Source organism: Microbispora catharanthi (assembly GCF_006334915.2).
In the GTDB taxonomy this organism is placed as follows: domain Bacteria; phylum Actinomycetota; class Actinomycetes; order Streptosporangiales; family Streptosporangiaceae; genus Microbispora; species Microbispora catharanthi.
The window spans coordinates 386,106-407,131 of sequence record NZ_VDMA02000004.1 but is presented as its reverse complement, the minus strand read 5'-3'; the positions used below and the strand labels follow the sequence as shown (position 1 = coordinate 407,131).

The 21,026-nt window shown below is 70.7% G+C and carries 24 protein-coding genes; 11 read left to right on the top strand and 13 right to left on the bottom strand.

The features are described from left to right. The first annotated feature begins 15 nt into the window (after positions 1–15). Together FH610_RS10145 and FH610_RS10140 are read left to right on the top strand one after the other, a co-directional pair. Positions 16–1,464 (top strand): catalase, encoded by a 1,449-nt coding sequence (locus tag FH610_RS10145; RefSeq protein ID WP_139574035.1) that lies wholly within the window; start codon positions 16–18, stop codon positions 1,462–1,464. A gap of 189 nt (positions 1,465–1,653) precedes the next feature. Further along, positions 1,654–2,376: a DUF6082 family protein gene (locus FH610_RS10140; RefSeq protein WP_139574034.1), complete on the top strand. Its 723-nt coding sequence runs from the start codon at positions 1,654–1,656 to the stop codon at positions 2,374–2,376. Here FH610_RS10140 and FH610_RS10135 read toward each other — a convergent pair. Together FH610_RS10135 and FH610_RS10130 are read right to left on the bottom strand one after the other, a co-directional pair. Beyond that, entirely contained in the window at positions 2,373–2,579 is a 207-nt protein-coding gene (locus FH610_RS10135) for a DUF397 domain-containing protein (protein WP_205825662.1), read from the bottom strand. The genes FH610_RS10140 and FH610_RS10135 overlap by 4 nt on opposite strands. A 63-nt stretch (positions 2,580–2,642) precedes the next feature. Then, a complete protein-coding gene (locus tag FH610_RS10130; RefSeq protein ID WP_139574032.1) occupies positions 2,643–3,500 on the bottom strand; it encodes a helix-turn-helix domain-containing protein in 858 nt (285 codons plus the stop codon). 520 nt (positions 3,501–4,020) lie between these two features. On the opposite strand from FH610_RS10130, the gene FH610_RS10125 reads away from it, so the two are divergent. The 3 genes from FH610_RS10125 (at position 4,021) to FH610_RS10115 (ending at position 6,087) form a co-directional block, all read left to right on the top strand. Then, positions 4,021–4,227: a hypothetical protein gene (locus FH610_RS10125; RefSeq protein ID WP_139574031.1), complete on the top strand. Its 207-nt coding sequence runs from the start codon at positions 4,021–4,023 to the stop codon at positions 4,225–4,227. Positions 4,228–4,523: 296 nt separating this feature from the next. Then, positions 4,524–5,075, top strand: a complete 552-nt coding sequence (locus FH610_RS10120) for an HD domain-containing protein (protein WP_139574148.1) — start codon at positions 4,524–4,526, stop codon at positions 5,073–5,075. Between the two features lie 103 nt (positions 5,076–5,178). Next, entirely contained in the window at positions 5,179–6,087 is a 909-nt protein-coding gene (locus tag FH610_RS10115; protein WP_139574030.1) for a Rieske (2Fe-2S) protein, read from the top strand. 59 nt (positions 6,088–6,146) lie between these two features. On the opposite strand, the gene FH610_RS10110 is transcribed toward FH610_RS10115, so the two are convergent. The 3 genes from FH610_RS10110 to FH610_RS10100 form a co-directional block, all read right to left on the bottom strand. After that, entirely contained in the window at positions 6,147–6,392 is a 246-nt protein-coding gene (locus FH610_RS10110; RefSeq protein WP_205830246.1) for a hypothetical protein, read from the bottom strand. A gap of 6 nt (positions 6,393–6,398) precedes the next feature. Then, positions 6,399–7,148 carry a sulfite exporter TauE/SafE family protein gene (locus tag FH610_RS10105; RefSeq protein WP_139574147.1) on the bottom strand — a complete coding sequence of 250 codons (750 nt, stop codon included), beginning with the start codon at positions 7,146–7,148 and terminating at the stop codon, positions 6,399–6,401. A 178-nt stretch (positions 7,149–7,326) separates the two neighbouring features. Further along, a complete protein-coding gene (locus FH610_RS10100) occupies positions 7,327–8,115 on the bottom strand; it encodes an ABC transporter ATP-binding protein (protein WP_139574029.1) in 789 nt (262 codons plus the stop codon). Between the two features lie 71 nt (positions 8,116–8,186). On the opposite strand from FH610_RS10100, the gene FH610_RS10095 reads away from it, so the two are divergent. Beyond that, positions 8,187–8,912 (top strand): hypothetical protein, encoded by a 726-nt coding sequence (locus FH610_RS10095; RefSeq protein WP_420813674.1) that lies wholly within the window; start codon positions 8,187–8,189, stop codon positions 8,910–8,912. An 18-nt stretch (positions 8,913–8,930) separates the two neighbouring features. Here FH610_RS10095 and FH610_RS10090 read toward each other — a convergent pair whose 3' ends face one another. From FH610_RS10090 to FH610_RS10075, 4 genes are all read right to left on the bottom strand, one after another. Continuing rightward, the gene (locus tag FH610_RS10090; RefSeq protein WP_139574027.1) at positions 8,931–9,839 is read right to left on the bottom strand and encodes an LLM class flavin-dependent oxidoreductase; all 909 of its coding nucleotides are present in this window, start codon (positions 9,837–9,839) and stop codon (positions 8,931–8,933) included. A 40-nt stretch (positions 9,840–9,879) separates the two neighbouring features. After that, on the bottom strand, positions 9,880–10,971 hold the full coding sequence (locus FH610_RS10085) for an NAD(P)/FAD-dependent oxidoreductase (RefSeq protein WP_139574026.1): 1,092 nt from the start codon (positions 10,969–10,971) through the stop codon (positions 9,880–9,882). Between the two features lie 85 nt (positions 10,972–11,056). After that, positions 11,057–11,521: a MarR family winged helix-turn-helix transcriptional regulator gene (locus FH610_RS10080; protein ID WP_205825661.1), complete on the bottom strand. Its 465-nt coding sequence runs from the start codon at positions 11,519–11,521 to the stop codon at positions 11,057–11,059. A 61-nt stretch (positions 11,522–11,582) separates the two neighbouring features. Continuing rightward, a complete protein-coding gene (locus tag FH610_RS10075) occupies positions 11,583–12,095 on the bottom strand; it encodes a MarR family winged helix-turn-helix transcriptional regulator (protein WP_205825660.1) in 513 nt (170 codons plus the stop codon). A gap of 133 nt (positions 12,096–12,228) precedes the next feature. On the opposite strand from FH610_RS10075, the gene FH610_RS10070 reads away from it, so the two are divergent. Then, positions 12,229–13,491 (top strand): amidohydrolase family protein, encoded by a 1,263-nt coding sequence (locus FH610_RS10070; RefSeq protein WP_139574024.1) that lies wholly within the window; start codon positions 12,229–12,231, stop codon positions 13,489–13,491. Positions 13,492–13,516: 25 nt separating this feature from the next. Here FH610_RS10070 and FH610_RS10065 read toward each other — a convergent pair whose 3' ends face one another. Both FH610_RS10065 and FH610_RS10060 read right to left on the bottom strand, forming a co-directional pair. Then, on the bottom strand, positions 13,517–14,140 hold the full coding sequence (locus FH610_RS10065; protein ID WP_139574023.1) for a response regulator: 624 nt from the start codon (positions 14,138–14,140) through the stop codon (positions 13,517–13,519). Further along, positions 14,137–15,321: a GAF domain-containing sensor histidine kinase gene (locus FH610_RS10060; protein ID WP_240808869.1), complete on the bottom strand. Its 1,185-nt coding sequence runs from the start codon at positions 15,319–15,321 to the stop codon at positions 14,137–14,139. Before FH610_RS10060 ends, FH610_RS10065 begins: the two co-directional genes overlap by 4 nt. A 125-nt stretch (positions 15,322–15,446) precedes the next feature. On the opposite strand from FH610_RS10060, the gene FH610_RS10055 reads away from it, so the two are divergent. From FH610_RS10055 to FH610_RS10045, 3 genes are read left to right on the top strand one after another with little or no spacing between them, the layout of a single operon-like run. Then, entirely contained in the window at positions 15,447–16,109 is a 663-nt protein-coding gene (locus FH610_RS10055; RefSeq protein WP_139574022.1) for an SDR family NAD(P)-dependent oxidoreductase, read from the top strand. Continuing rightward, positions 16,106–17,212: an S-adenosylmethionine:tRNA ribosyltransferase-isomerase gene (locus FH610_RS10050; RefSeq protein WP_139574021.1), complete on the top strand. Its 1,107-nt coding sequence runs from the start codon at positions 16,106–16,108 to the stop codon at positions 17,210–17,212. The genes FH610_RS10055 and FH610_RS10050 overlap by 4 nt, the downstream gene beginning before the upstream one ends. 41 nt (positions 17,213–17,253) lie before the next feature. Continuing rightward, entirely contained in the window at positions 17,254–17,835 is a 582-nt protein-coding gene (locus tag FH610_RS10045) for a hypothetical protein (RefSeq protein ID WP_139574020.1), read from the top strand. Positions 17,836–17,907: 72 nt separating this feature from the next. On the opposite strand, the gene FH610_RS10040 is transcribed toward FH610_RS10045, so the two are convergent. Both FH610_RS10040 and FH610_RS10035 read right to left on the bottom strand, forming a co-directional pair. Then, entirely contained in the window at positions 17,908–18,870 is a 963-nt protein-coding gene (locus tag FH610_RS10040; RefSeq protein WP_161627965.1) for a lysophospholipid acyltransferase family protein, read from the bottom strand. Then, positions 18,867–19,601: a GNAT family N-acetyltransferase gene (locus tag FH610_RS10035; protein WP_139574018.1), complete on the bottom strand. Its 735-nt coding sequence runs from the start codon at positions 19,599–19,601 to the stop codon at positions 18,867–18,869. Before FH610_RS10035 ends, FH610_RS10040 begins: the two co-directional genes overlap by 4 nt. A 199-nt stretch (positions 19,602–19,800) precedes the next feature. On the opposite strand from FH610_RS10035, the gene serB reads away from it, so the two are divergent. After that, complete coding sequence (gene serB / locus FH610_RS10030) at positions 19,801–21,024, top strand: phosphoserine phosphatase SerB (protein ID WP_240808868.1); 1,224 nt, start codon at positions 19,801–19,803, stop codon at positions 21,022–21,024. Positions 21,025–21,026 lie beyond the last annotated feature (2 nt).

The following is a 21,026-nucleotide window of genomic DNA, read 5'->3' as shown; positions in this document are numbered from 1 at the left end:
CCGGAGGACGGCCCCATGACCGACAGGCCCATCACCACCACCGACGCCGGGATTCCCGCTCCCAGCGACGAGTTCTCGCTGTCCGTCGGCCCCAACGGCCCGCTGCTGCTGCAGGACCACTACCTGATCCAGAAGATGGCCCACTTCAACCGGGAGCGGGTCCCCGAGCGCGTGGTGCACGCCAAGGGCGGCGGCGCGTACGGCGTGCTGCGGATCACCGAGGACGTCAGCCGGTACACCAAGGCCAAGCTGTTCCAGAAGGGCGAGGAGACCGGGCTCTTCCTGCGGTTCTCGACCGTCGCCGGCGAGCTGGGCAGCGCCGACACCGTACGCGACCCCCGCGGCTTCGCGATCAAGTTCTACACGGAGGACGGCAACTACGACATCGTCGGCAACAACACGCCGATCTTCTTCATCCGCGACCCGTCGAAGTTCTCCGACTTCATCCACTCGCAGAAGCGCCGCGCCGACACCCACACACACGACCACAACATGCAGTGGGACTTCTGGACATTGTCGCCCGAGTCGGCCCACCAGGTGTCGTTCCTCATGACCGACCGCGGCACGCCGCGCTCATGGCGGCACATGCACGGCTTCGGGTCGCACACCTTCCTCTGGTACAACGCCGCGGGCGAGAAGTTCTGGGTCAAGTACCACTTCAAGACCGAGCAGGGCATCGAGAACCTCACCGACGCCGAGGCCAGGGCGCTGGTGGCGGAGGACCCGGACTTCCACATCCGCGACCTGCACACCGCCATCAGCAACGGCGACCACCCGGCGTGGAAGGTCAACGTCCAGATCATGCCGTTCGAGGACGCGGCGGACTACCGGTTCAACCCGTTTGACCTCACCAAGGTCTGGCCGCACTCCGACTATCCGGAGATCACCATCGGCCGGTTCGTGCTGAACCGCAACCCGGAGAACTACTTCGCCGAGGTCGAGCAGGCGGGCTTCGAGCCGGCGAACCTGGTGCCGGGCGTCGGCCCCTCTCCCGACAAGATGCTCCAGGGCCGCCTGTTCTCCTACCCGGACGCACACCGCTACCGCATCGGACCGAACTACCTGCAGCTTCCGGTAAACGCGCCGAAGGTGCCGGTGCACAGCTACAACCGCGACGGCCGGATGCGCTACCGCAACCCGGGCGACCCGGTCTACGCGCCGAACAGCGTCAACGGCCCGGCGGCCGACCCGTCGCTCTACGAGGGCGAGAACTACCAGGTCACCGGTGAGATCATCCGGAGCGCCCACGTCAGGCACCGCGAGGACGACGACTACGTCCAGCCGCGCGCGCTGTGGGAGCACGTGCTCTCGGACGTCGACCGTGACCACATGGTGAGCAACATCGTCGGCCACGCCTCGGCTCCCGAGGTCACCGCCGACATGAAGAAGCGCGTGGTCGACTACTGGACCAACATCCACAAGGACCTCGGCCAGCGCGTCGCGCAGGGGCTCGGCGTCGCCTGACCCCCTTCCCCTCACGTACGGCTCGCGCCCCTTTCCAGGCGCGGGCCGTACGCGCTTGTTCGTTTCTCCTGGACCGCGGCACTTACTTCCAAGTGCCTGTCCAATGAGGAATTGACATGGCATTATTGCGGGGTGTCACGACTCCGTCGTCGCAGCACTCATACGCCGGTCCACCTGATCTCAATAACGGTGACGGTGCTTACCGTGGTAGTCGGAGCAGCGCTGACCATCGCCTCCCCCGTCGCCATGAGCAAGATCGCTACCTCCGCGGATGTGGACTGGGAGCAGCTCAGCTATATCGGACAGACGTACGGTGCCGCTTCAGCGATTTTTTCGGCCCTCGCCCTCGCAGGAGTCGCAGCCTCCCTGATATTGCAGGCCAAACATGCCCGCGCGGCAAGAAAAGAAATTGAACGGAACCATCATTTCCAGTTGATGGAAATGGCTATCAACAATCCCGAGCTTCTCACCTGCTGGGGCGCCATCGACTCAGAACGCGAGGCGCGAACATTACGGCAGCGGCTCTACTTGAATCTGATAATCTCTTACTGGGAGATGATGTATGAGGTCGGGGAAACCTCTACTCGAATGCTTCGGTCGCACGCGCAAACCGCGCTCTTTTCCCAGCAATTGGGATACGACTTCTGGACGGACACACGTATGGCTCGCCTCGCAGTCGCAAACAACGCACGCCAGCGCCGGTTTTGGAAGATCCTAGACGAGGAATACAGAACTATCCGATTTCCGCGTGTCATTCCTTTAAAGACAAGCCAGCCTCGTCGCAACAGGCCGTCACCCTCAGCCCTTGCGTCAATAGCCGTTGTAGCCGCCACCGTCATCTGCTGGACGATAGGGATGTCCAGGAAGAAGAAGGGCCTGGCCGCCGGACAGGTCGGCCAGGCCAAGGACTAAAGGTCGAACTCGCCGTCCTTCACGCCGCCGATGAACGCGTCCCATTCCGCGGAGGTGAAGACGAGAGCGGGACCGTCCTGGTTCTTGCTGTCGCGCACACCCACATGGCCGTCGGGCAGTACGGCCACTTCCACACAGGCGCAGTTGTTAGCGCTCCGGCTGCTCTTCCACCAGGCGGCGCCGGACAGGTCACTCGAGTTCATGGACAATGTTTTTCTCCCCCCGGAAAGCATGTCGCGCGGGTTTCCGAGGCGGTCTAGAGCTGGCTAACGCCAGTGACGGACAGTTTTCTCCAAGAACCGGCGGGAGTCGTCCACGTCGAGGGCCTTCGTCTCCAGGTAGTCGAATGCCACCTCGTACCGGTAGACGATCGCCTCGTCCTCGACCAGACGCCCGCCCAGGAGTGCCTCCAGGTACACGACGTCGTGGAACTCGGGCACCTTGAGGTGACAGAACGCCCCGGTGTTGATCGGGTGGTCCGCGTCGAGCGGCAGGATCCGCAACTCGACGTTCGGCAGCTCTGACACCTCGATCAACCGCCTGAGCTGTTCCCGCATCACCTCGTGGTCGCCGAACCGGCGCAGCAGGACCGACTCCTCCAGAACGGCCGAGATGGCCAGCGGGCTCTCCGCCCTGAGAACCGCCTGCTGGCGCGCCATCCGGACCTCGATCCGGCTGCGGACGCCGCCCGGCGCCTCAAGGGTGCTCCGTTGTCCGCTCTCCATCATGGCTCGGACGTACGCCTCTGTCTGGAACAGACCCGGCACCACCTGGGGTTCCCAGTCGCGTGCCGCCGTGGCCTCGGCCTCCAGGCCAAGGAACGTCGTGTATTCCTTGGGCAGGGAGTCGCGGTAATCCTCCCACCAGCCCTTCCGGGTCGCGTCCCGGTGCAGGGCGAGCAGCTCTTGGCGTTGGCGGGAATCTACCATGTAGATCACCAAAAGTGCCTCAACATCGCTCGTGCGAGGCGAGGTGCGCGCCGTCTCGATTCTGCTGATCTTCGCTGCCGACCAGCCGAGCCGGGCGGCGACCTGGTCGCCCGTCAGATCGGCGCGCTCGCGTAACCGGCGCAGTTCCTGCCCCAGCCGACGGCGGCGGACGGTGGGACTGCCGTGCTCGGGCACCCCTGCCGACCTCCTTCATCCGGTGAATCCGGTGGTTGCGGTGGACGCACGGATGGTGGGCGCGCCCTGGCGGATCGGGCGCGCGGATGAGGGGCGCCCTGTTCGAAGATTACCGCGCCCGCTCGTGCAACTTGCACCGTAATTTGCAGCGTATCCGCACAAGATTCTTGCGGATTTCTTTTCGTCAAGTATTGCAGGGCATTGCGTCCTGGGTCACGATCGATACGGGAAGGGTCTTCCGGAGTGTGGGGGCGCCGGCGGTCGCCGGCGAAATACTCCGAGACCCGCTTCCCCATCCGGGGCACGCGCCCGGCGAGGGGCGCCGGCCGCTTCGGGTGCGCGTGAAAACGGGAGGCATCCGGGCCAGCGGGATTTCGACATTCGGCGGGCGTCGCGGCGCTCGCATCGCATCGCACAGCGAACACCGAATAGGCCGTTCCGGGTATGGAACGCGCCCTCCGTATGACGAATTCAGGACGACGAGATCTCCGCTTGGCACCCCTCCGAAAGGAGTCTCCTGGTGAATCCCCCCGGTGCCGCCTGGTTATCACTGATCAAAACCCGGATGACGATGGCCGACCTGGCGCTGTGCGCCGACCAGGACAGGTGGGCGCGCGAACTGAAATGGACCGTGAGCCGCACCGGCTTCGGCGCCCGCCACTACCGCGACCCCCGCTTCGACCTCGTACGCGAACTGGAGGAGGTCGGCCGCCTCTTCACCGTTTGACGCCCAGTTCACCGTCCGACACCCTCTTCACCTTCTGACGCTCCGCGAGAACCTCACAGGTCCGCCATAGGCCCCGGGGGCGGGTCAAGCACCACCACGCGCCGAACACCCCTCCGGTCACCGTGACCGCGTACGACAAGGCGGGACGCGTCGCCGGACGGGAGAAGGGCTTGCGTTTGACAAGCCTGACGGCACGCGGCGCCGGATCGGGGACGAACTGATCGTGACCGGTTAGGCTTGCGCGGGTGACGACCGCGCTCATCCACGAACGGCTGCAGTCTCAGCTCGCCTTCCACATGGAGATCGACAAGCTGAAGCGCGTCATCCGCCGGAACTCGCTGATCGACGGCTCGCGCCGGGAGAACGACGCCGAGCACTCCTGGCATCTGGCCATGATGGCGATGACGCTGGCCGAGCACGCGCCCCCGGAAACCGACATGTCCAGGGTGGTCGCGATGCTGCTCGTCCACGACATCGTGGAGATCGACGCCGGCGACACCTTCGTCTACGACCCCGTCGCGGTCGAGGGGCAGGCCGCCCTCGAAGGCGCGGCGGCCGACCGGATCTTCGGGCTGCTGCCGGAGGACCAGGGGGCGCGGCTGCGCACCCTGTGGGACGAGTTCGAGGAGCGGCGCACACCGGAGGCGAGGTTCGCCAGGGCGCTCGACCGGCTCGCGCCGATCATCGCCAACCACCACAACGAGGGCGGCACCTGGCCGCTCTACAAGGTGACGGCCGACCAGGTCATGGAGAAGGTGCGGCTCATCGAGGAGGGGTCTCCCACACTCGGCGAGTACGCCGCGGGGCTGGTCGCCGGCTCGGTCGCCCGGGGTCATCTGGCGCCCTGACCAGGAGCGTGCCGACACCAGCGACTCGCATATACCGTCTCATGCCTGTCCATGTTCACACCTGTGACGCGGGGGTACGTGATCCCCTGTTAGGGGGCGAAACATGGAAGAGACGACCAGGCCGCGTGCGGGCCGGACGGCACGGAGGGTCCCTTCGGCAGAGCTCCTCGACGGGCTCGAGCGGGCCACCGTGCTCGACCGGCCGATCACCGTCATATCCAAGAAGGTGCGCCGCAGACTCGGCCCGGGCAAGCTGCGAGACGTCCTGCACGGGGTGCCCATGGGACACCCGCTGCACCCGGCGCTCGCCGTGACGACCTTCGGCTGCTGGCTGTCGGCGAGCGTGGTGGACATGACCAACACGGGCTCACGCGCGGCGCGGACGCTGATCCTGGCGGGACTCGGCACCGCCGTTCCCACGGTGGCGGCCGGCCTCACCGACTGGTCCACCCTGCACCGCGAACAGCAGCGCGTGGGCCTGGTGCACGCCATGACGAACGCCGCCGCGGCGCTCTGCTACACGGGCTCTCTCTTCTTACGGGTGACGGGACGTGAACGCGCCGGGCGCATGCTCGCGTACGCGGGACTCGCGGCGGCCTCCGCGGGTGCGCACCTCGGCAGCCACATGTCCTATCGCCAGGCCGCCGGGGCCAACCACGCGGAGTCGGTCAGCCACCTCATGCCGCTCGGCTGGCACGACCTGTGCGCGCTCAAGGACCTGCCCAACGGACGGCCGGTCCGGCGGCGGCTCGGCTACATCGACCTCTTCGTCCTGCGCCTCGGCGACGACGTGAGCGTGCTCGCGGACAACTGCTCCCACCTCGCCGGCCCTCTCCACCAAGGCCGGGTCGCCATGGAGGAAGGCCAGGCCTGCATCGTCTGCCCGTGGCACGGCAGCGCCTTCCGCATCTCCGACGGCCGGGTCATGCACGGTCCCGCGACGTCGCGCCAGCCGGCCTTCCAGACCCGGCTGCGGCAGGACGGCGTCATCCAGGTCCGTCCCGCGGAGTAACCCACAGTGACTCACCACAGTGACTCACCACGGCGGCGCGTTCCGCGCCCGGGCCCGGGTCAGCCGGTGTCCGGGCCGCGGTCGTCGGCGGGATGTTCGACCAGCGCGAGGACGCGGTTGGACATGAACCTCGCGGTGCGGACGGGAGTGCCCGCCCGCGTGACCTCGGTGACCTCGACCACTCCGCGGCCCGTCGTGATCTCGATCCGGCGGCCCGCCCTGGTCGCGACCACCTCGTAGGTGCGCGGGGTGCCCCCCGCATCGATGACGATCTCCACCCGGTCGCCCTTCACAAGGGCAGACATACCCTTTCAGGACACCAGCTTCACTATCGCCACGATTCCCACGACAACAATGAATCCCCGCAGCAAGGGTGCGGGCAGCCGGCGGCCCAGGCGGGCGCCGAGGAAGCCGCCGACGGCCGAGCCGAGCGCGACCATCAGCACGGCGGCCCAATCCACCGGCGCGATGAACGCGAACAGCACCGCGGCCGTGGCATTGACCAGCAGCGACAGCAGGTTCTTCGCCGCGTTCACCCGTTGCAGGTCCTCGTCGAGGAAGCTGCCGAGCAGGCCGATCAGCACGATTCCCTGGGCGGCGCCGAAGTAGCCGCCGTACATGCCCGCGCCCAGGACGCCCAGCCACAGCCACGGCCCGCCGTGAGGGTGCGGCCTGCGCCGTACGGCCAGCCACTCGTTGATCCTCGGCTGGAACACCACGAGGAGGCAGGCGACCGCGATGAGCACCGGGACGATGACCTTGAACGCCTCGGCGGGCAGGCGCAGGAGCAGCACCCCGCCCGCGAGCGAGCCGATCACGGACGCGACGCCGAGCCGGAGCAGCCGCTCGCGCTGGCCCTTGAGCTCGGCGCGGTAGCCGAGCACTCCGGTCACGCCGCCGGGCACGAGGCCGATGTTGTTGGACACGTTCGCGACGATCGGCGGGAAGCCGACGGCCAGCATCGTCGGGAACGTGATGAGCGAACCCGATCCCACGACGGCGTTGATGGCCCCGGCCCCGACACCGGCCGCGAAGACCGCGGCCGCCTCCCACGGCGTCACTCGCACCTCTCCCTGTTTACCTGCCTCGCTTCGCTCGGCTGCTCGGGGCGCTTTGAGGCCGTGTCTTCCCTCGTCGCGCTTGGTCGCTTCGCTCCCGCGCGCTCCTCAGTCCAGAACACGGCGCGCCCCTCGCTGTACGGCTATCCGCCAAGGGTAGGCGCCGGGCTCCGCGTGGAGGTCAGAGGGGACGGGCGTACCAGCGGCCCTCCTGGCCGCGGTCGAGGTGCAGCGGCACGCCGAAGGTCGCGGACAGGTTCTCCGGCGTCATCACCGAGTCGATCTGCCCCTGGTCGACCACCGAGCCGTGCCGCAGCAGCAGCACGTGGGTGAACCCGGCCGGGATCTCCTCGACGTGGTGGGTGACCAGCACCATCGTGGGCGACTTCGGGTCCCGGGCCAGCGCGCCGAGGCGGCGTACGAGGTCCTCGCGGCCCGCGACGTCGAGCCCGGCGGCGGGCTCGTCGAGCAGCAGCAGCTCGGGGTCCGGCATGAGCGCCCGGGCGATCTGCACCCGCTTGCGCTCGCCCTCCGACAGCGTGCCGAAGCGCCGCCGGATCAGGTGGGCGCAGCCGAGCTGGTCGATGAGCTCGACCGCCCGGGTGACGTCGTGGGAGTCGTACTCCTCCGTCCACCGGCCCAGGATCGCGTACGACGCGGTGAGCACGAGGTCGATGACCTTCTCGTCCGGCGGGATGCGCTCCGACAGGGCCGCGCTGGCCAGGCCGATCCGGGGCCGCAGGTCGAACACGTCCGTCTGGCCGAGCCGCTCGCCGAGGATCTCCACCGAGCCCTCGGACGGGAACAGCAGCGATGCGGCCACCTGGAGCAGCGTCGTCTTCCCCGCGCCGTTGGGCCCGATCACCACCCAGCGCTCGTCTTCCCGGACGCTCCAGTCGATGCCGCGCAGCAGGGCGGCGCCGTCCCTGCGGACGGCCACGTCCTGAAGCTGAAGCACCTGACCGCCCATGTGGGCCCCCTCCCGTGGTTCGCTGAGATAAAACTATGGCAGTCCGACCACATATCGTGGATCGGGTGCGCATCGATTCACCGATCTCCGCCACGCTCGTCGCCTGGGGCAATGCCTGGCTCGGGGGACACGTGAGTCTGGAGCACGCCCTCGACCGCGTCGAGCGCGAGGCCGGACCCCAGGTGGTGGCGGCGGATGACGTCGAGACCCCCCTGCTCGCCTACCTCGTCGACCGGCGGATCGAAGGCCTGGGCGCGTTCCGGCTGGCCCTGCCGGTGCCCGGCGACCCGCTCGGGCTCACCGGCCCGCCCACCTTCAACGGCGCCGCGATCGACGCGGGCCAGGCCGTCGTGGCCGTGCTGTCCGGCCGGTGCCTCGGTCTCGTGCCGTCCGCCGACAGGCGCGGCTCGTCGTACTCCGGAATCCGCTGGACCGTGGCCGAGGCGTCGGCCGTCCCGCCCGACGTGCCGTCGCTGGCCGAGGCGGAGCAGGCGCTGCGGACCGCCATGATGGCCGCCACCGAGGCGCTGCTGGGCATGGGCGGCCCGGCGCAGGGCTTCCCGGCGCCGGACACGCTCGACCGCGCGGGCGAGGCCCTCGCCCCCGGCTATCCCGGCAGGGCGCACCGGGTCGGCGCCCTCGCCGCCCGGCTGTCGGCCGCGCTCCGCCTCGCCGACGAGCGGGGGCTCACCTCCGGGCAGGTCGCCGCACGCGGGCAGGCCCTGCGCGACCTCGACCGCGCCGTACGGCGGGCCAGGGTGGCCGCGCACAACGCGATCGTGGAGTCCCAGGTCTGACGTGCGCCCGGACCGGGCTCACCGCTTGGCGATCGCCTCGCGAACGGCGGGCACGACGTCCTGGGCCCAGCGGGTCAGAAGGGTGAGGTCGGGGGCGCCGTGGTCGGCGGAGAAGAGCGTGAAGCCCGACGCGCCGTGCTCCAGCACGGCCCCGGTCAGCTCCTCGACCCACTGGCCGGCGGAGCCGCCGATCCAGCGGCCCTCCGAGTCACGGGTGGCGGGCAGCGGCCGGTCGGTGATGCGGCCGGGGAAGTTGAAGACCGTGCGGATCTCGCGCGGATCGCGGCCGACGGACGCCGCCGCCTCGTCGATGACCGGCCGCGACGTGCGGTAGCGCTCGCTCAGCCAGTCGGCCGCGTGGCCGGGGATCCAGCCGTCCGCCACCCGGCCGGTCGCGGCCAGGGATTTGCGGCCGACCGATCCGGTCCACACGGGCGGCGCGGGCACGGGGGCCGGCTCGATCTGGTTCACCTGGTAGTGCCTGCCCTGGTAGGTGACCGGAGGGCCGCCGCCGGACAGCAGCTTGACCAGGACGATCGCCTCCTCGAAGGCGTCCACGGCGTCGCCGGGCGAAAGGAGCGGCACCCCCATGTCGGCGATGCGATCCCACAGCCCGCCCGCGCCCATGCCGAGCACGACCCGGCCGCCCGACAGCGCCGACAACGACGTCACCGTCCTGGCCAGCATGGGAGCGGGCCGGGTCGGCAGGTTGGTGACGTTGGCGAAGCCGGCGATGTGCTGCGTACGCCCGAGGATGAAGCCGAGCGCGGCGTAGGCGTCCACACGTCCGCCGAGATAGGGATGGTCCGACAACGTGAAGATGTCGAGCCCGTCCCGGTCGGCCTGCTGGACCATGCGCAAAAGCTCGGGTATGTCCTCGATGCCGGAATGCGCGCCAAACCCGAAGACGACGTCATGTGCTGACAACGTTCTGCCTTTCTGTGTGCGGACAGGCGTTTCGTCCATGTCAGGCGGCACCGAACTGCTCGGCGAAGCGGCCGGTGAACAGGTCGGCCCCCTTGTACGCCGAGACGGTCTCGGCCGGGACGACGACCGGTCCGTCGGGGCTGGGCAACTGGCCGACACCGCCACGCGGGCCAAGCGGGAGCAGGATCATGGGGTAGGGCAGCGGCCGGTAGGTGGCATCCGGCTGCTCGCCGCGCAGCTGGGCGATGATGTTGCGGGCCACCACCTCGGCGTGCTGCATCGCGTACCCGGCCATCTTGGCCTCGGGGACGTCGGTGATGTCGCCGATGGCGTAGACGTGCTCGTAACCGTGGACGTTGAGGGTCTCGGTGACGGGAACCCGTCCCTGCGGCGTTCGCGTCGTCAATCGGCCGTCGGCGAGGTAGTCGCTGTTGACCCGCACGCCATGGGCGCGGAACCAGATGTCGGCGGTGATCTCCTCCCCGCCGGTCGTGGTGACGGTGAAGGTCTCCGCCTGGCCGGGTTCGGTCGCCGGAGGTGCGGTCAGGCCGGTGCCCAGCCGCAGGTGGATGTCCAGGTCATCGAGCTGGCGGTGCAGTTCCTGGCGCATCTCCTCGGGGAAGGCGGCCAGCAGTCGCTCGGCGGGGTCGACGATGGTCACGTGCTTGCGCGGCCAGACTTCCTTGATCTCACCGGCCAGTTCGAGACCGACCGGCCCGGTGCCGAGAATCAGCACCCGTTCGGCGCCGGCCAGTTCCTTGTGGGTCCGGCGCAGGTCGTCCAGGGCGTCGTCCATGGAGTCGGAGGCGGGTTTGGCGGGGTAGGTGTAGCTGGAACCGGTGGCCAGGACCAGGTAGTCGGTCTCGACCCGGCCGCCCGAGGCCAGGGTGACGCCGCCGGGGTCCACCGAGACCGCGCGCTCGCGCACCACCGTGCCGCGCCTGAGCCACTGGTCGTAGGGGAAGAACATGGTGCCCGCCCAGTCCGGCTGGGTCAGCGCCCGCAGAGAGCCTGCCGTGTTGACGAACGCGTCCCGGGGGTCGATGAGGACGACGTCGGCCTCGGCGTCCAGCGCCTTCGCGAGCGCGGAACCCCCGTAGCCTCCGCCGACGACCACGACTGTACGACTCATCTTTCACGCTCCAACGCAAGAAATGGATGCAGTTCGCACTACGAACCATATTAGTTCGTAGTGCGAACTGCAACCTTTCCCGTATTCAGTGCGTGGAGTCCGGCTCCATGAAGACGCTGGGGACCTTGTTGTCCGTCACGACACGGCCGAGCAGAGCGGCGAGCGCGTCGCGCTCCGCCGGCGCCAACCCCGCGACCAGTTCCTCGACGCGGCGGCAGGTCTCGGTGTAGAACTCGTCGGCCAGCTCGGCGCCCTCCCCGGTGAGCGACACCCGCACCGCCCGCGAGTCCTGAGGGTCGGGTGTCCGCTGGACCAGGCCGTTGCGCTCGCTGCGGTCCACCAGACCGGTCAAGCTCGACTTCGCCAGACCGAGCATCGCGCCCAGTTCGCTCATGCCGTAGGGCTGCGTCATCAGGACGCACAACAACTGGCCCTGCTGCTGGGTGAGACCGTACTCGCGGGCGGAATTCGCGTACACGGCGTTCACCAGGAATGTGGACCGCACCAGTGCGGCCACCGTCCCGATCTGGACGCCGACATCCTTACTCACCGGTCCAGAGTAACCAATTCGCGAGACGAACTACCGCTTCCGCCGAAGCATGCGGAGGGGGCTATCGGGGCGACTGGATCGGGGCGGCGGCCCGGTCCACGTTGTCGGCCACGCGCCGGAGCAGCCGGATCAGTTGCTCCGCCTCCTCGTCGGTGAGACCGGACAGCGCGTCCCGCTCCCCCTGCACCAGCGCCTCGCGCACCAGGTCGAGCCGGTCCCGCGCCAGATCGGTGACGGAGAAAAGGCTGCCCCGCCGGTCACGGGGATTGGGCTGCCGGCACACCAGGCCGTCACGCTCCATCCGCGACAGCATCTCGGCCATCGTCGGCTGTTCGACCCGCGCCGACCGGGTCAGGTCCTTCTGCGACAGCGGGCCGCCTTCGGCCAGTGTCAGGAGCACCGCGGCGTTGGCCATGCTCAGCCCGAGGGGGCGCAGCCGCAGCTCATGGAGGCGGATCACCTTCCTCGACGAGCTGTTGATCCAGAAGGCGACATAGCGCTCCGGATCCCACCGCTCCTCCTCGCCCTCCATCGGCGCCTCTCTCCCGATCGACCTGGCGTCCGGCACGGGCACGTGACGACATGTCCCGAGGGGCACCCGTCCGCCGCCCGGCAAAAGGCTACCGACACCGTACGCGGCCTTTGCATAGGCCCCTATGAATCTGCTTACATAGGCGCCTATGTATCAGCGGCAGACGGGACGGACCATGAAGACAGCCATCGTCAACGCCCGGGTGTTCGACGGCGAGAGGCCGATCGGCCCCGCCGGAGTGCTCGTCGGCGACGGGCGAATCCTCGCCGTGGGAGGGGACATGCCCTCCGACGCCGAGGTCGTCGACGCCGCCGGGGCGACCCTCCTCCCCGGCCTGATCGACGCCCACGTCCACACCGGCGAGGACTCCCTCGCGCTCGCCCTGACGTTCGGCGTGACGACGGAACTCGAGATGCAGGGCATGCACACCCGGCACAACCGCGCCCACATCGAGGACGACGACACGCTCGCCGACGTCCGCTCCGCCGGCTTCGGTCTCACGGCGCCGGGCGGGCATCCCAGCGAACTGCTCCCCGAGGGCTTCGACATCCGTCCCTTCCTCGGGCCCGGCGGCCGGGCGTCCGCCGGGAACGGCGCGCCGGGTGACCGGCGGCAGGCGGGTCCTCCCCCGGAACCGCACGTGAGCACCCCCGGGGAGGCGGTGGCGTGGATCCCTCGCCTCGTGGCTTCGGGCTCGGATTACATCAAGTTCATGGTGGACGACGGGACCGTCGAGGGGCACCCGGGCCTTCCCATGCTCGACCAGGCGACGCTGAACGCCGGCGTCGCCGAGGCCCACCGGCACGGGATGCTCGCCATCGCCCACGCACTCACCGTCGACGCCACCCGCATGGCGATCGAGGCGGGCGTGGACGGCCTCGCCCACCTGTTCATGGACCGCCCGCACACCCCCGAGATCATCCGGTTGATCGCCGACTCCGGCGCCTTCGTCGTCGCGTGCGTCTGCCTGAACGCCTCGCTGATGGGGATGACCGGCGAGGCGCTGGCCGATGACCCGCGGGTGAGCAGGCGTCTCGACGACCGATGGGACAAGACCCTGCGCGGCAGCTTCAACCGCTACCCACAGGGCAGGCTCGACGACGTGCTGGCGTCCGTCGCGGCCCTGCACGAGGCCGGCGTGGACGTCCTCGCCGGCACCGACACCTCGATCCCCGTGCCGTTCCTCGGCGGGCTGGCTCCCGGCGCGAGCGTGCACCACGAACTGGGGTACCTCGTCCGCGCCGGTCTCGCCCCGTCCGCGGCGCTCCACGCGGCGACCGCCGCCACCGCCCGGCGGTTCCGGCTGGACGACCGCGGGCGCATCGCCCCGGGGCTGCGCGCCGACCTCCTCCTGGTCGACGGCGACCCCACTACGGCCATCGGCGACACCCTGAACATCCGGGCCGTCTGGCGGCGCGGCGCCCGGCTGGCGGGGTGAGCGGGCGGAGTGAGCAGGCGGACGCTCAGGCCAGGCCGTGGCGCACCGCGTAAAGCGCGGCCTGGGTGCGGTCCTGCACGCCGAGCTTCATGAGCACGTTGGAGACGTGGGTCTTCACGGTCTTCTCCGCCACCACGAGCTCGCGGGCGATCTCGCGGTTCGAACGGCCGGCGGCGAGCAGTCGCAGCACCTCGCGTTCCCGGTCGGTCAGCGCGGACCCCGCCCCGTCCTGCTCGCGGCCCGCCGGGCCGGCCAGCATCGCCTCGGCCGCCTCCGGTGCGAGCAGGACCTGCCCGCCGTACACGGCCCGGATCGCCTGCACGAGGGCGCCGGGGTCCACGTCCTTGTAGAGGAAGCCCGCCGCGCCCGCCCGCATCGCCGGAGCCACGTCGCCGCGGTCGCTGACCGAGGTGAGGACGATCACCCGCACGTCCCGGCCGGACAGCTCCGCGAGCGCGCCGAGGCCGTCGAGCACCGGCATCTTCAGGTCGAGCAGCAGCACGTCGGGGGCGAGCGCGCCGGTCATCTCGACCGCCTCGGCGCCGTCGGCCGCCTCCCCCACGACGCTGATGTCCTCCTGGATCTCCAGGAACGTACGCAGGCCCTGCCGTACGACGGGGTGGTCGTCGGCGATGAGCACGCGGATCACGCGGGCACCTCCAGTCGTACGGTCGTGCCGCGGCCGGGCGCGGAGGAGACCGTCAGCGTGCCGCCGACGGCCTGGGCCCGGTCGCCCATCGACGGCAGCCCCAAGCCGTGCACGCCTGCCTCGTCGAATCCGGCGCCGTCGTCGGTCACCTCCAGCACCAGCGCGTCCTCCCGATGCGCGAGCCGTACGTCGATGCGGGCGGCCCTGGCGTGCCGTACGGCGTTGTGCAGCGCCTCCTGGGCGACCCGGAGCACGGCGACCTCGATCTCGGGCGCCAGGTCGAGGCCGCGGTCGCCCGGCGGCTCGCCCTCGGTCGTGAAGGCGACCGTCATGGGGTGCAGGCGGTCGAGGAGGGCCGCCTGCTTGCGCAGGCTCTCCACCAGGCCGTGCCGGTCCAGCTCGGCCGGGCGCAGCTCCACGATCACCGCGCGCAGCTCGGTCAGCGCCTCTCCCGCCATCCGCTCGACCCGCTCGATCGCCTCGGCCGCCCGCTCGGGGTCCGTACGCGCGAGCGCGGCGGCGGCCCGCGCGGTCAGCCGCAGCGAGAACAGCTTCTGGCTGACGGCGTCGTGCAGCTCGCGGGCCATCCGGGTGCGTTCCTCGACGACCGTGAGCTCGCGCCCCCGCTCGTACAGCCGGGCGTTGGTGATCGCGATGGCGGCGTGCGCCGCGAACAACGTCAGCAGTTCCTCGTCGGCCTCGTCGAACCCGCCGGGCGTCCGCTTGTTGGACAGGAAGATGATCCCGAGGACCGTGTCGCCGTCCGTGATCGGCACACCGAGGAAGTCCTTGAGTATGGGGTGGGCCTTCGGCCACCACTCGAACCGGGGATCCCTGCGGATGTCGGGCAGCCGCACCGGCGTCCCCTCGCGGAGCATCGCGCCCAGCATGCCGTGCTGGCGCGGGGTGGGCCCGATGGCCGCCCACTGCTCGCCGGAGATGCCCTCGGCCACGAACTCGGCGAACGCGCCGTCGTCGTCGGGCACGCCGAGCGCGGCGTACTTCGCGTCGAGCAGCCGCGCCGCGGACCGCACGATCACCTGGAGGACCTCGCGGACCGACAGGTGGCGGGTGACGGCGAGCACGGCCGAGCTGACCGCGTGCAGCACCGCATCGCGGTCCCGCACGGAGGCGGCGGGGTCGGCGGCGGGGTCGGCGGCAGGGTCGGCAGGCTCGGGCACGGGACACAGACTAGGACCACCGCCGAAGGGCCCGCGTCGGCCGCAGGACCTAGACCCAACTGCCGAGCGACGGCCGGACCTCGGTCCGATGTGCGCCTGACGTGCTGATTTCTAGCGTGAAGCGCATGAAGCACGCACTCATCACCGGAGCGTCGCGAGGGCTGGGACTCGCTCTCGCCAAGGCGCTCGCCGCCGACGGCTGGTCACTCCTCCTCACCGCGCGCGGCGAGGAGGACCTGATGTCGGCGGCCTTCGACCTCGGCGCCCGGGCCATCCCCGGAGACGTCGCCGACCCGGCGCACGTGGCCGGGCTCGCCGAGTCCGTGCCCGAGCTGGACCTCCTGGTCAACAACGCGAGCGGGCTCGGCCCCGCCCCGATGCCCAGGCTCGCCGACTATCCGCTGGACGCGCTGCGCGCGCTGTTCGAGACGAACGTGATCGCGCCGCTCGCGCTGGTGCAGGCGACGCTGCCCGCGCTGCGCAAGCGGCGGGGCGCGATCCTCAACATCTCCTCCGACGCCGCCGTCGAGGCGTACGAGGGCTGGGGCGGCTACGGCGCGACCAAGGCCGCCCTCGACCAGGTGTCGAACGTCCTCGCCGCCGAGGAGCCCGACGTGGCGGTCTGGTGGGTGGACCCGGGCGAGATGCGCACCCGCATGCTGGCCGACGCCGTGGGCCCGGAGGAGGCCGGGGCAGCGCCGCCGCCCGAGAGCGTGGTCCCGGCGCTGCTGCGCCTCGTGGGCACCCGCCCCGCCCCCGGCCGCTTCACCCGGGGAGAGCTGGAATGACCGCCAGGGACCCCCACACCGCCGTCCCGGCCCGGACCGAGCCCCCCGTGAAGACCGCACCCGGCCCGGCGATCCGGCCGTACGGGGCGGGGGGATCGTTCGAGTTCGCGCTGGGGGCGCCGCTGGAGGCGCACGAACCGCCGGAGGCGCGTGGGCTGCGCCGCGACGAGGTCAGGTTGCTGGTGTCCCGCCGTGACACCGGCGAGGTCACCCACCACGTCTTCGCCGACCTGCCGTCGCTGCTGTCCCCCGGCGACCTGCTGGTGGTCAACAACTCCGCCACCCTGCCCGCGGCGGTGCGGCTCGACCGGCTGGCCGTCCACTTCTCCGGCCGCCTCGCGTCCGGTGAGTGGCTGGTCGAGCTGCGCCGCCGTACGGCGACGGCGACGGCGCCCTACTCCGGCGCCGCGCCCGGCGAGTGGCTGCCGCTCCCGGGAGGGGCCACGCTGCGCCTGCTGGCGCAGGAGACGCCGCGCCTGTGGCGTGCCCACCTGGACCGCGACGTGCTCTCCTACCTCGCCGCACACGGCGTGCCCATCCGGTACGGCTACGTGGGGCGCGACTGGCCGCTCGCCGACTACCAGACGGTCTTCGGGGTCGAGCCGGGCAGCGCTGAGATGCCCAGCGCCGCCCGGCCTTTCACCCCGGAGCTCGTCACCGACCTGGTCAGCCGGGGGATCGGCGTCGCGCCGATCACGCTGCACACCGGGGTCGCGTCACCGGAGAAGGACGAACCGCCCTATCCCGAGTGGTTCTCGGTCTCCCCGTGGACGGCACGGCTGGTGAACATCACCCGCGAGCACGGGGGCCGGGTGATCGCCGTCGGCACGACCGTCGTACGGGCTCTGGAGACCGCCGCCCTCGACGCCCACGCCCCGGGCACGGTGCGGGCGGCGTCGGGCTGGACCTCGCACGTCGTCACGCCGGCGGGAGGCGTGCGAGTGGTGGACGGCCTCGTCACGGGCCTGCACGAGCCCCGCTCCAGCCACCTGATGATGCTGTCGGCGATCACCGGGACCGGCGTGCTGGCCCGCTCGTACGAGGCGGCGCTGGAGGAGGGCTACCTCTGGCACGAGTTCGGCGACAGCCATCTCATCCTCTGATACGTGATCAAACCGTGATCTCGATCGTCAAGGCTGACCGCATGCGTACCCTCATCGGCAAGCCGACCGCGCTGCTGGCCGTGCCACTGGCCGCGGGCGCGCTGGTCGCGTCCGGCGCGCCCGCCTCCGCCGCGTCGTCGGCCGCGTCCACCGCGTCCACCTCGTCCACGGCGGTCGCGGCGTCTGCGGCGACCACGGCGGCCTCGGCGCCCGTCCGCATCCAGATCAGCTATCCCTACAGCGTCCGTGCCGGGCGCGTGGTGTCGTTCAAGGTCAGGCTCATCAACAAGCTCAGGACCAAGACCGACGAGATCTTCCTCGCGGTCAAGTTCCCCAAGAACGTCACCAAGACCCGGATCTACGTCCCGCACGGCTCCAACTACCACGAGCACTGCACGCGGGAGCGGACCCGGGCCCTGTGCGTGCTGCCCGGCCTCAAGAAGGGCAACAGCTACACGTTCTGGGCGAAGGCCCAGGTGAGCGGGTCCGCCCGCGGCAAGCTCTACGGCTACTTCGGCGGCGCGGTCGTCGACACGTCGACGAACACCGACCCCAGGGAGCTGCTCAGCGAGTTCGGCGACAGCATCGGCTGGGTGAAGTCGAAGAGCTCGATCTACCGCTGAAATCCGTCCGTCCACCACGGCGCCCGTCCGGCCTCGCCGGGCGGGCGCCGTCGATCGTGTGACGGCCCCCCGTCAGGCCGCCACGGCCTGCTCCTCGGGCTCCATGAGCCCCGTCCTGACCTGAGCCTCGGCGATCCGCGCCAGCGCCGTCCGCGCCTCCCTCCGGTGAACCGGCCCGCCGTACGCGGCCGGACGGTCCGGCCGTACGGCGGGGAAGACCGTCACCTCCGCGACGAGGTCCCTGGTGGCGACGATCCGCAGGACGGACGCGAGCAGCGTGTCGTCCCCGACGTACGACGGGCGGGTGGAAAGGGCGGCCCGCTCCCCCGTACCTTCATGAACCCCCGTACCTCCATGAACCGCGGTGCCCTCCAGGAAACGCAGCGCCAGCGGCCGCACGGGCACCCCCGCGTCGAGCGCCGCCTGGAACACCGCGGGCCGGAAGCGCCCCATCTCACGTCCGCACCACGTCGTGCCCTCGGGGAACGCGGCCACGCTCTCGCCGCGCCGCAGCGCGGCGGTCATGTCCGCGACGACCCCCGGCAGGGCGGACAGCCTGTCCCTGTCGATGAACAGCGCGCCGCCCCCGGAGGCAAGCGTGCCGACGATCGGCCACCTGCCCACCTCCGCCTTGGCCAGCGGGCGGCAGGCGAAGGTCGCCGTGATGACCAGGGGGTCGAGCCAGGAGACGTGGTTGCCGACGAGCAGGGCGGGCCCGTCCTCCTCCGGCACGGCTCGCGCCCGCGCCGAACCCCCGATGCAGGAGAACCCGCGGCGCGTCACGATCCTGATGCCGAGGGCCCGTAGCAGCAGACGCGACCACCACGTCGTGACCGCCCCGCGCCGCGCCGTACGACCCAGCGCGAGCGCGATCGGCAGACCGGCGAGCAGCACGGCGGCCGCGCCCGCCAGTCGGGCGGCCCGCCGCAGGGGGCCGGCCGTACGCGCCTGCGCACGCAGGCAGACGTCGGGCGCGCAGGGAGACACCGGCAGCCAGGCGGAGGAGGCCGCCGGCAGGTGCGCGACGGCGCTCACCGCGACTGCCTGAGGAAGTGCCGCAGGTAACGGGGGTCGGCGTCGGCCACGGAGAGCAGCACGAAGAAGTCCGCGGTGCCGAAGTCCGGATCGTAGGCGGGAGCGCCGCAGATCCACGCGCCGAGCCGCAGGTAACCGCGCAGCAGCGGCGGCAGCACGAACCGGTCGGGGCGGGAGACCCCGGCGTCGCGCCAGGGCGTGTGCGGCGTGACGCGATACTCCTCGGGCCCCAACTGGACCCGGTCGACGACTCCGGCGGCGACCGCACCGCCGTCGTCCAGGGGCACCGAGCAGCAGCCTGCGAGCCAGGCGTGGCCGCGGCTGGTCATGTAGTGCGCGATTCCGGCCCACATCAGGGCGACGACCGTGCCGCCGCGGTGGTCGGGGTGCACGCACGTGCGCCCGGCCTCGACCAGGTCGCCGCGCAGGCCCTTCAGCGCGCCGAGGTCGAACTCGGAGTCGGAGTAGAGCCGGTCGGAGCGGCGGGGCGGCAGCAGGCGGTAGGTGCCGACCACCGTGTCGCCCTCGCGGACGAGGAGGTGGTCGCAGTACGCGTCGAGCGGTTCGGCGTCGAGCCCGCTCAGGGGGGAGTCGAGCCGGGCGCCCATCTCCCCGGCGAACACCTCGTAGCGCAGGCGCTGGGCGGCACGCAGGTCCGCGGCGCTCTCGGCGAACCCGACGGTGTAGCGGCCGGAGCCCAGGGAGTGTTGAGACTGCAGAGAGATCGTCATGCGCGTCGCGTCCTTCCTCGGGGGGTGTCGGCCACGATGAGGCGGACGGCGCAGGGCGTCCCGGACTGGCCTGCTTCGCGGCCCACCACCATGACGACATGCGGAAATGACAGCGGAGCCTCAGGGCGGGGGCATGAAGGCGTCCGCATCGTGAACCTCGTGCGCGCTCATGACAAGCGGCGCAGTAACCTCAAACAACGTGAACCAGCGCACGCTCCTGATCACGCTGACCGGTCCGGATCGCCCGGGCGTCACCTCGCGGCTGTTTTCCGTACTGGCCGGGTTCCCGGTCGTCGTGGCCGACGTGGAGCAGGTCGTCATCCGAGGCCGCCTCACCCTGGGCGTACTCGTCGCCTACGCCGGCGGGCCGCCCACCGGCACCGGAGGCACGATCGGCGGCCTGTGGACGGCCGTCGAGCAGGTCGCCGCCGACCTCGACATGGACCTGGAGATCGCGACCGGCACGATCTCCAAGGAGAAGCGGCGACGCGGACGGCTGCACGTCACCGTCCTGGGCGCGCCGCTGCTGCCCGCCGCCATGGCCGGGATCTCCGGCCGGATCGCGGCGAGCGGCGCGAACATCGACAGGATCGAGCGGCTGTCGAGCTATCCGGTGACGTGCATCGAGCTCGCCGTGTCCGGCGCCGACCCCCAGGCGATGCGCGCGGAGCTGGCCGCGGAGGCGGCGGCGCAGCAGGTGGACGTGGCCGTGCAGCGCAGCGGCCTGCACCGCCGCGCCAAGCGTCTCATCGTGATGGACGTCGACTCGACGCTGATCCAGAACGAGGTCATCGAGCTGCTGGCCCGGCACGCCGGGTGCCTGGACGAGGTCGCCCGGGTCACCGACGAGGCCATGCGCGGCGAGCTCGACTTCGCCGAGTCGCTGGTCAGGCGGGTCGCGCTACTCGAAGGGCTGTCGGAGGAGGTCTTCGAGAAGGTCGTCAAGGAGGTCGTCCTCACCCCCGGCGCGCGCACGCTGGTGCGGACCCTCAAGCGGCTCGACTACCGCTTCGCCATTGTGAGCGGCGGCTTCACCCAGATCACCGACTCCCTGGTGGCCGACCTCGGCATCGACTACTCGGCCGCCAACACCCTTGAGGTCGTCGACGGCCGGCTCACCGGCCGGGTCGTCGGCGAGATCGTGGACCGGCCGGGCAAGGCCCGCGCGCTGGAGCGCTTCGCCGCCGAGTCGGGCATCCCGCTGAGTCAGACCGTCGCGATCGGCGACGGCGCCAACGACCTCGACATGTTCGCCGTCGCCGGGCTCGGCATCGCGTTCAACGCCAAGCCCATCGTGCGGCAGGCCGCCGACACCGCGGTCAACGTGCCCTACCTCGACTCGATCCTCTACCTGCTCGGCATCTCCCGCGAGGAGGTCGAGGCGGCCGACGCCGAGGACGGCATGCCGCCCCCCATGATCTGAGA